The following is a 6,598-nucleotide window of genomic DNA, read 5'->3' on the forward strand; positions in this document are numbered from 1 at the left end:
CCCGCTTGCAGGGCGCACGGCCCGGTGGTCATCAGCCCAGGCGCGCCAGGCAGTCCTGGAGAATGTCCAGGCCTTCGTTGAGCACCTCGGCTTCGATGGTCAACGGCGGCAACAGCCGAATGATGTTGCGCGACTTGCCGCTGGGCATCAGCAACAGGCCGGCGTTGCGGGCGCTTTGCAGCAGTTCGGCCAGCTGCCGTGTGGCGGGAGTGCCGTCGGGGTTGACCAGGCTGATACCGCGCATGGCGCCGACACCGGTCAAGGGCCCGAGCAGCGGTGACAGGCCTTTGTCCTGCCATTGCTGGTAGCGCTCAAGCAGTGTGCTTTCCAGTAGTTCGCCCCAGGCCGAGAGGTTGGCATCGGTCATTTCATCGAGGGTGGCCAGCGCCGCCGCACAGGCAATCGGGTTGCCGGAGTAGGTGCCACCCAGGCCGCCCTTGGGCAGGGTGTCGAGCAGCGCCTTGCGCCCCACCACCGCACCCAGCGGCACACCGCCCGCGATGCTCTTGCCGAGCAGCAACAGGTCCGGTTCTATCCCCAGGCGCGAGAAGGCAAAGCGTTGCCCGGTGCGACCAAAGCCAGACTGGATTTCATCGATGATCAGCAGGATGCCGTGCTGGTCGCAGAATTCGCGCAGCTTCTGGGCGAAACCGCGGTCCAGCGTCAGGAAGCCGCCTTCGCCCTGTACCGGTTCGAGGATAAAGCAGGCGACTTCGTTGACGTCGATTTCGACACTGAACAGCCGGTCCATCGCCTTGAGCGCCTCGTCCACGGTGACGCCGGTGTCTTTGCTCGGGTAGGGCAGGTGGTACACCGGGCCCGGCAGTACGCCCACGCCTTGCTTGTAGGGGGCGACCTTGCCGTTGAGGTTGAGGGTGGCCAGGGTGCGGCCATGGAAGCCGCCATCAAAGGCAATCACGGCGGTACGCCGGGTGACACCGCGGGCCACTTTCAGGGCGTTTTCAGCGGCTTCCGCGCCGCTGTTGGTCAGCATGCCGCTCAGCGGATAGCTGACCGGCACAAACGCCGCCAGACGCTCCATGAACTGCACGTAGGGTTCATGCGGCGCGGCGTTGTAGGCGTAGTGGGTCAGTTTGCCGGCCTGCTGCTGGATGGCGGCCACGATCCGCGGGTTGCAATGGCCCAGGTTCAGCACGCCGATGCCGCCGACAAAGTCGATGTAACGCTTGCCGGAGGTGTCCCAGACTTCAGCGTTTTTCCCATGATCCAGCAGAAGGGGATGAACAACGGAAATTGAAGTACTGATGGTATCGACGCTCATGCTCGCTAAAACTCCAGTTTTGATACGGGTCGCTGAAGTGGGAAGAAAGTTGACAACTCGATCACTCGCGAAGTGTTCGAAAGTCCCACTCAAGCGGCAGTCAAGGTAACAATGTGACCGTATCTAAACGATTAAGCCGTGCCTGTCGCAAGCGAAATAAACTCGCTGAGTCATTCCAAAATTTATGGATGTGAGGGGCTTATTCGAGCGCGCTGTCGTGCACGCGGGCCAGGATCCAGTCGATAAACGCCTTGACCTTCGGCACCTCGGCGGCGTGCTCGGCGTGAGCGATGAAGTGCGAGCCTTCGCTGCGCAGCGGGTGGTTGCAGGGGATCACCAGCTTGCCTTCGGCCAGCTCTTCCTTGACCAGGTAGCGCGGAATCAGCGCCACCCCGCAGCCCGACTGGGCCGCGCGAATACACATGTAGAAGGTGTCGAAGCGTGGGCCATGGTAGCTGTTGTGCGAATGCAGGTCCTGGTCCAGAAACCACTCGTGCCAGGCTTCGGGCCGCGAGGTGCATTGCAACAGCACGTGCCGCGTCAGTGCCTGGGCGTCGTCGCCGTCGGCCTTTTTCACGTAGCCCGGTGCGCACACCGGCACCACTTCTTCACGAAACAGTTCGATGCAGCGCGCACCGGGCCAGGTGCCCTGGCCAAAAAAGAAAGCGATGTCGGCCTTGCCCTGGAGCAGGTCGAAGGGCTCCAGCTCGTTCACCACGTCCAGGTGGATATTCGGGAACTGCTTGCCGAAACCCTTGAGATTGGGCACCAGCCAACGGTCGCCAAAGGTCGGCTGGGTGGCCACCTTGAGCACTTCTGTCTCGCCGCCGTAGCTGAGAATGTAGCGGCTGGACATATCGACCTGGGTGAGGATCTTGTTCACTTCGGCCAGGTACAGGGAGCCGGCAGGGGTCAAGTGCAAGCGGCGACGGATCCGTTCGAACAAGTTGTGACACAACATTTCTTCGAGCTGTGCCACCTGTTTGCTCACCGCGCTCTGAGTCAGGTGCAGCTCTTGTGCGGCCCGGGTAAAGCTCAGGTGCCGGGCCGCAGCTTCGAAGCACTGCAGCGCCGTCATGGAGGGCATCAAGCGTTTGGACATCGCGGTTTACCTGTCAAAAAGGGCGTAAAGTCATTCTTTTTTGGAATGATGTGGTGCGTAAAGGTCGTTTGTTGAATCGGCCGCGCAAGATTAATACTGATCCGCATCAATGATTTCAACCTGTATCGGCTGTAGGAGAACAACAATGGTTGCCGCATTACTTGAATGTCTGGGTGTATCCACCGAACACTTTACCGAAGGTCAACATTCGGTCTTTACGCCCATCGATGGCAGCCAGATCGGTTCGGTCAAACTGGAAAACAAAGCGCAGGTCCTGGCCCGTATCGAACAGGCCGACAAGGCCTTCCAGGCCTGGCGTGTGGTACCGGCGCCGCGCCGCGGTGAACTGGTTCGCCTGTTCGGCGAAGTGCTGCGCGAATACAAGGCCCAACTGGGTGAGTTGGTGTCCATCGAAGCCGGCAAGATCACTCAGGAAGGCCTGGGTGAAGTGCAGGAAATGATCGACATCTGCGACTTCGCCGTCGGCCTGTCGCGCCAGCTCTACGGCCTGACCATCGCCTCCGAGCGCCCGGGCCACCACATGCGTGAAACCTGGCAACCGCTGGGTGTGGTCGGGGTCATCAGTGCGTTCAACTTCCCGGTCGCGGTCTGGGCCTGGAACACGACCCTGGCGCTGGTGTGTGGCAACGCCGTGCTGTGGAAGCCGTCCGAGAAAACCCCATTGACCGCACTGGCGTGCCAGGCATTGTTCGAAAAAGCCCTGGCGCGTTTCGGCCAGGCGCCAGAGGGGCTGGCGCAATTGATCATTGGCGACCGTGAAGCCGGCGAAGTGCTGGTCGACGACCCGCGCGTGCCGCTGATCAGCGCCACCGGCAGCACCCGCATGGGCCGCGAAGTCGGGCCACGAGTGGCCGCCCGTTTCGGTCGCAGCATCCTGGAGTTGGGTGGCAACAATGCCATGATCCTGGCCCCGAGCGCCGACCTGGACCTGGCCGTGCGCGGCATTCTGTTCAGCGCCGTCGGTACCGCCGGCCAGCGTTGCACCACGCTGCGTCGCCTGATCGTGCACCGTTCGGTCCAGGCCGAAGTGGTCGCCAGGGTCAAGGCTGCCTATGCCAAGGTACGTATCGGCGACCCGCGCCAGGACAACCTGGTCGGCCCGCTGATCGACCAGCAGGCCTATGCCGCCATGCAAAATGCCCTGACCCAGGCCCGCGACGAAGGCGGTCAGGTGTTCGGCGGCGAGCGCCAGTTGCAGGCGCAATTCCCGAACGCGTACTACGTAAGCCCAGCGATTGTCGAGATGCCTGGCCAGAGCGACGTGGTGCGCCATGAAACCTTCGCCCCGATTCTCTATGTGATCGGCTACGACAGCTTCGACGAAGCGCTGCGCCTGAACAACGAAGTGCCGCAAGGCCTGAGTTCCTGCATCTTCACCACCGACTTGCGCGAGGCGGAGATGTTCCAGAGTGCCGCTGGCAGTGACTGTGGTATCGCCAACGTCAACATCGGCACCAGCGGCGCGGAAATCGGCGGTGCGTTCGGTGGCGAGAAGGAAACCGGCGGTGGCCGTGAGTCCGGCTCCGATTCCTGGAAAGCCTACATGCGCCGTCAGACCAACACCGTCAACTTCTCCCGCGAACTGCCATTGGCCCAGGGCATCGTTTTCGACTGATTCACCCGCCGCCGGCCTGACCCGCCGGCGGCACCCGCGACAACAGCCTCAAAACAATAAGACATTAATAATTTAGCAATCATCAAAGGCCTCGGTGCATGCCTGGGCCCGAGCTGATCTGCTTTAGAGGTGACACATGGCTTCATCCAGCAACGCTGCACCGCGTGCGCTCAAACACGGTCTGAGCTCGCGTCAGGTTTCGATGATTTCCATTGCCGGGATTATCGGCGCAGGCTTGTTCATTGGCTCGTCCAATGCCATCGCCACCGCCGGCCCGGCCATTCTCATTTCCTATATTCTCACCGGCACCCTGGTCCTGCTGGTAATGCGCATGCTGGGGGAAATGGCGATTGCCCAGCCCGACAGCGGTTCGTTCTCCACCTATGCCAGCCGTGCCATCGGCCCTTGGGCCGGCTTCACCATCGGCTGGCTGTACTGGTGGTTCTGGGTGCTGATCATTCCGGTCGAAGCGATTGCCGGTGCCGATATCCTTCACGCCTGGTTCCCTGCGGTACCGTCCTGGTTGTTTGCCTTTGTGATCATGATCACCCTGTCGGCCACCAACCTTGCCAGCGTGAAAAATTTCGGTGAGTTCGAGTACTGGTTCGCGCTGGTCAAGATCGTCGCGATCCTGGCGTTTATCGCCGTGTGTACACTGGCGGTGCTGGGCGTGTTCCCATTGGCGCCCGAGGTGTCCGGCGTGCAACACCTGATGCAGCATGGCGGCTTCATGCCCAACGGGTTTGGTGCGGTGCTGGGTGGCGTGCTGGTGACGATCTTCTCGTTCTTCGGTGCGGAAATTGTCACGATCGCGGCCGACGAAACCGAAAATCCGAAAGAGAAAATCCGCAAGGCCACTAACCTTGTGGTCTATCGCATCGCGATTTTCTATGTGTTCTCGATCTTCTTTATCGTCTCCCTGGTGGCCTGGAACGACCCACGCCTGACCGAAGTGGGCTCGTTCCAGCGGGTGCTGGAAATCCTCAACGTCCCGGGTGCCAAGTTGATAGTTGACCTGGTGGTGTTCGTGGCGGTAACCAGCTGCATGAACTCCGGTCTCTACACCGCCTCAAGGATGCTCTACTCGCTGGCCAGCCGCAATGAGGCACCGGCCAAGGTGCGTTATCTGTCGCGCAATGGGGTACCTCGTGTGGCGGTGATTCTGTCGACCCTGGCAGGCTTTGCCGGTTGCCTGATCAACTATGTGTTCCCGGGCAAGGTGTTTGGCTTTTTGCTCTCGACCACGGGCGCAATCGCACTGCTGGTGTATCTGGTGATTGCGGTATCGCAGCTGCGCATGCGCAAGATCCTGGAGAACGAGGGCCACCCGATTGCGTTCAAGATGTGGCTGTTCCCGTGGCTGACCTGGTTCGTGATCGGCGTGATCGCGATGGTGCTGGGCTACATGCTGATCAGCCCGGCGTATCGCTACGAGACGCTGATGACAGTGGCGGTGACCGGTACCATCCTGATCATTGCGCTGGTGCGCAAGCGCGGTGAGAACGAGGTGCTGTTGGGCGTCAAAGCCACTTCCTGATAGGGGCGGCCCTGTGTAGGAGCACGGCTTGCCGGCGATGGCGATCTTTCGGCCACCATCGCCGGCAAGCCGTGCTCCTACAGGCGTTTTGCCGCAATAGCGGCCGCCACCTTGCGTTGGATCTCATACCCCGGCGCCTCCACGGCTTCGTAATCGCGGGTATACCGCGCCGCAAATTCCGCTACCCCCCACTCCTGGTACTGCTGCACATGCTTGAGCTCGTGGGCCCAAAGGGCAACGTTGGTCAGGGCATCCTGCGGGTCGCGGAAGACAATCACATCGATCATCGTCACGGCATTGGTGTCAGGGTTTTGCATCACGGCACTGGCGGCGCTGAGCTCGTCGAGGGTACCCAGCGAGTACTGCGCGGCATCCAGCACGCTGGCCGGGTAAAAGTCGAGCAAACGCTCTCGAATCGGCTCGGGTATGGCCACCGTTCCCTGGGCGACGGCGTTGTTGCGTGAGGCGACAATCCAGTTCTCCAGTGCCGAGGCGGCCATGCGCGTGATGTCCTGCTGGGCGCGCACCGGGTCGGGCAAACAGAAGCAGTTGGTGAAGCAGATTTCGTATTGGCCTTCAGGGCAGGCTGCCACGGCGGGTGTGGCCGGGCCCAGCAACAAGGCGGCCAGAGGCAGGGAATAAAGGATTCGAAGGGGGGGCATCAGGCAATCTCGAAGGGCAGGCTCGTACGGTTGTTTGGCAGCGGTTGACAAAGACTTGGCGTTATCAGGCAAGACCGCGCCATATTCTACAGCCTATCCTGTAATCGTCGGCCCTTGCAGCGGGCCGGTACTTCTCGTTTCAACTGGAAGAGATGCTTGTTGCCGCCGGGTTGGTCTCCGGCGGCTTTTTTTTGCTTTGATGCCGCCGATCTTCCCTATGCCTCAATGCCAGTCAGTTAAGGAATAACGACGCAAACCCTTGTAGGAGCGGACCTGGCCGCGATGGGCTGCGCAGCGGCCCCCGAGGCCGGTGATATCTACGACAAGCCCTGGGAATGCGGGCGACTTTGGAATCGCCGGGGCCGCTTCGCAGCCCATC

Annotated in this window: 5 protein-coding genes; 2 read left to right on the top strand and 3 right to left on the bottom strand. The window is 61.2% G+C overall.

The features are described 5' to 3' along the window. Positions 1-31: 31 nt before the first annotated feature. Positions 32-1,282 (bottom strand): aspartate aminotransferase family protein, encoded by a 1,251-nt coding sequence (locus tag GUY40_RS24525; protein ID WP_166571496.1) that lies wholly within the window; start codon positions 1,280-1,282, stop codon positions 32-34. A 199-nt stretch (positions 1,283-1,481) separates the two neighbouring features. Beyond that, the gene (locus GUY40_RS24530) at positions 1,482-2,384 is read right to left on the bottom strand and encodes a LysR family transcriptional regulator (RefSeq protein WP_166571497.1); all 903 of its coding nucleotides are present in this window, start codon (positions 2,382-2,384) and stop codon (positions 1,482-1,484) included. A 145-nt stretch (positions 2,385-2,529) separates the two neighbouring features. Here GUY40_RS24530 and GUY40_RS24535 point away from each other — a divergent pair, with 145 nt between their 5' ends. Next, positions 2,530-4,020, top strand: a complete 1,491-nt coding sequence (locus GUY40_RS24535; protein ID WP_166571498.1) for an aldehyde dehydrogenase family protein — start codon at positions 2,530-2,532, stop codon at positions 4,018-4,020. 136 nt (positions 4,021-4,156) lie between these two features. Next, positions 4,157-5,557 carry an amino acid permease gene (locus tag GUY40_RS24540; protein WP_166571499.1) on the top strand — a complete coding sequence of 467 codons (1,401 nt, stop codon included), beginning with the start codon at positions 4,157-4,159 and terminating at the stop codon, positions 5,555-5,557. Positions 5,558-5,634: 77 nt separating this feature from the next. Here GUY40_RS24540 and GUY40_RS24545 read toward each other — a convergent pair whose 3' ends face one another. After that, positions 5,635-6,219 (bottom strand): DUF4157 domain-containing protein, encoded by a 585-nt coding sequence (locus GUY40_RS24545; protein WP_166571500.1) that lies wholly within the window; start codon positions 6,217-6,219, stop codon positions 5,635-5,637. Positions 6,220-6,598: the final 379 nt, after the last annotated feature.

The organism is Pseudomonas sp. R5(2019), assembly GCF_009905435.1.
GTDB lineage: Bacteria > Pseudomonadota > Gammaproteobacteria > Pseudomonadales > Pseudomonadaceae > Aquipseudomonas.

Excerpts from the sequence above, each read along its gene's own strand:
- GUY40_RS24525 (WP_166571496.1), bottom strand. The coding sequence starts at position 1,282 with ATGAGCGTCGATACCATCAGTACTTCAATTTCCGTTGTTCATCCCCTT.
- GUY40_RS24530 (WP_166571497.1), bottom strand. The coding sequence starts at position 2,384 with ATGTCCAAACGCTTGATGCCCTCCATGACGGCGCTGCAGTGCTTCGAA.
- GUY40_RS24535 (WP_166571498.1), top strand. The coding sequence starts at position 2,530 with ATGGTTGCCGCATTACTTGAATGTCTGGGTGTATCCACCGAACACTTT.
- GUY40_RS24540 (WP_166571499.1), top strand. The coding sequence starts at position 4,157 with ATGGCTTCATCCAGCAACGCTGCACCGCGTGCGCTCAAACACGGTCTG.
- GUY40_RS24545 (WP_166571500.1), bottom strand. The coding sequence starts at position 6,219 with ATGCCCCCCCTTCGAATCCTTTATTCCCTGCCTCTGGCCGCCTTGTTG.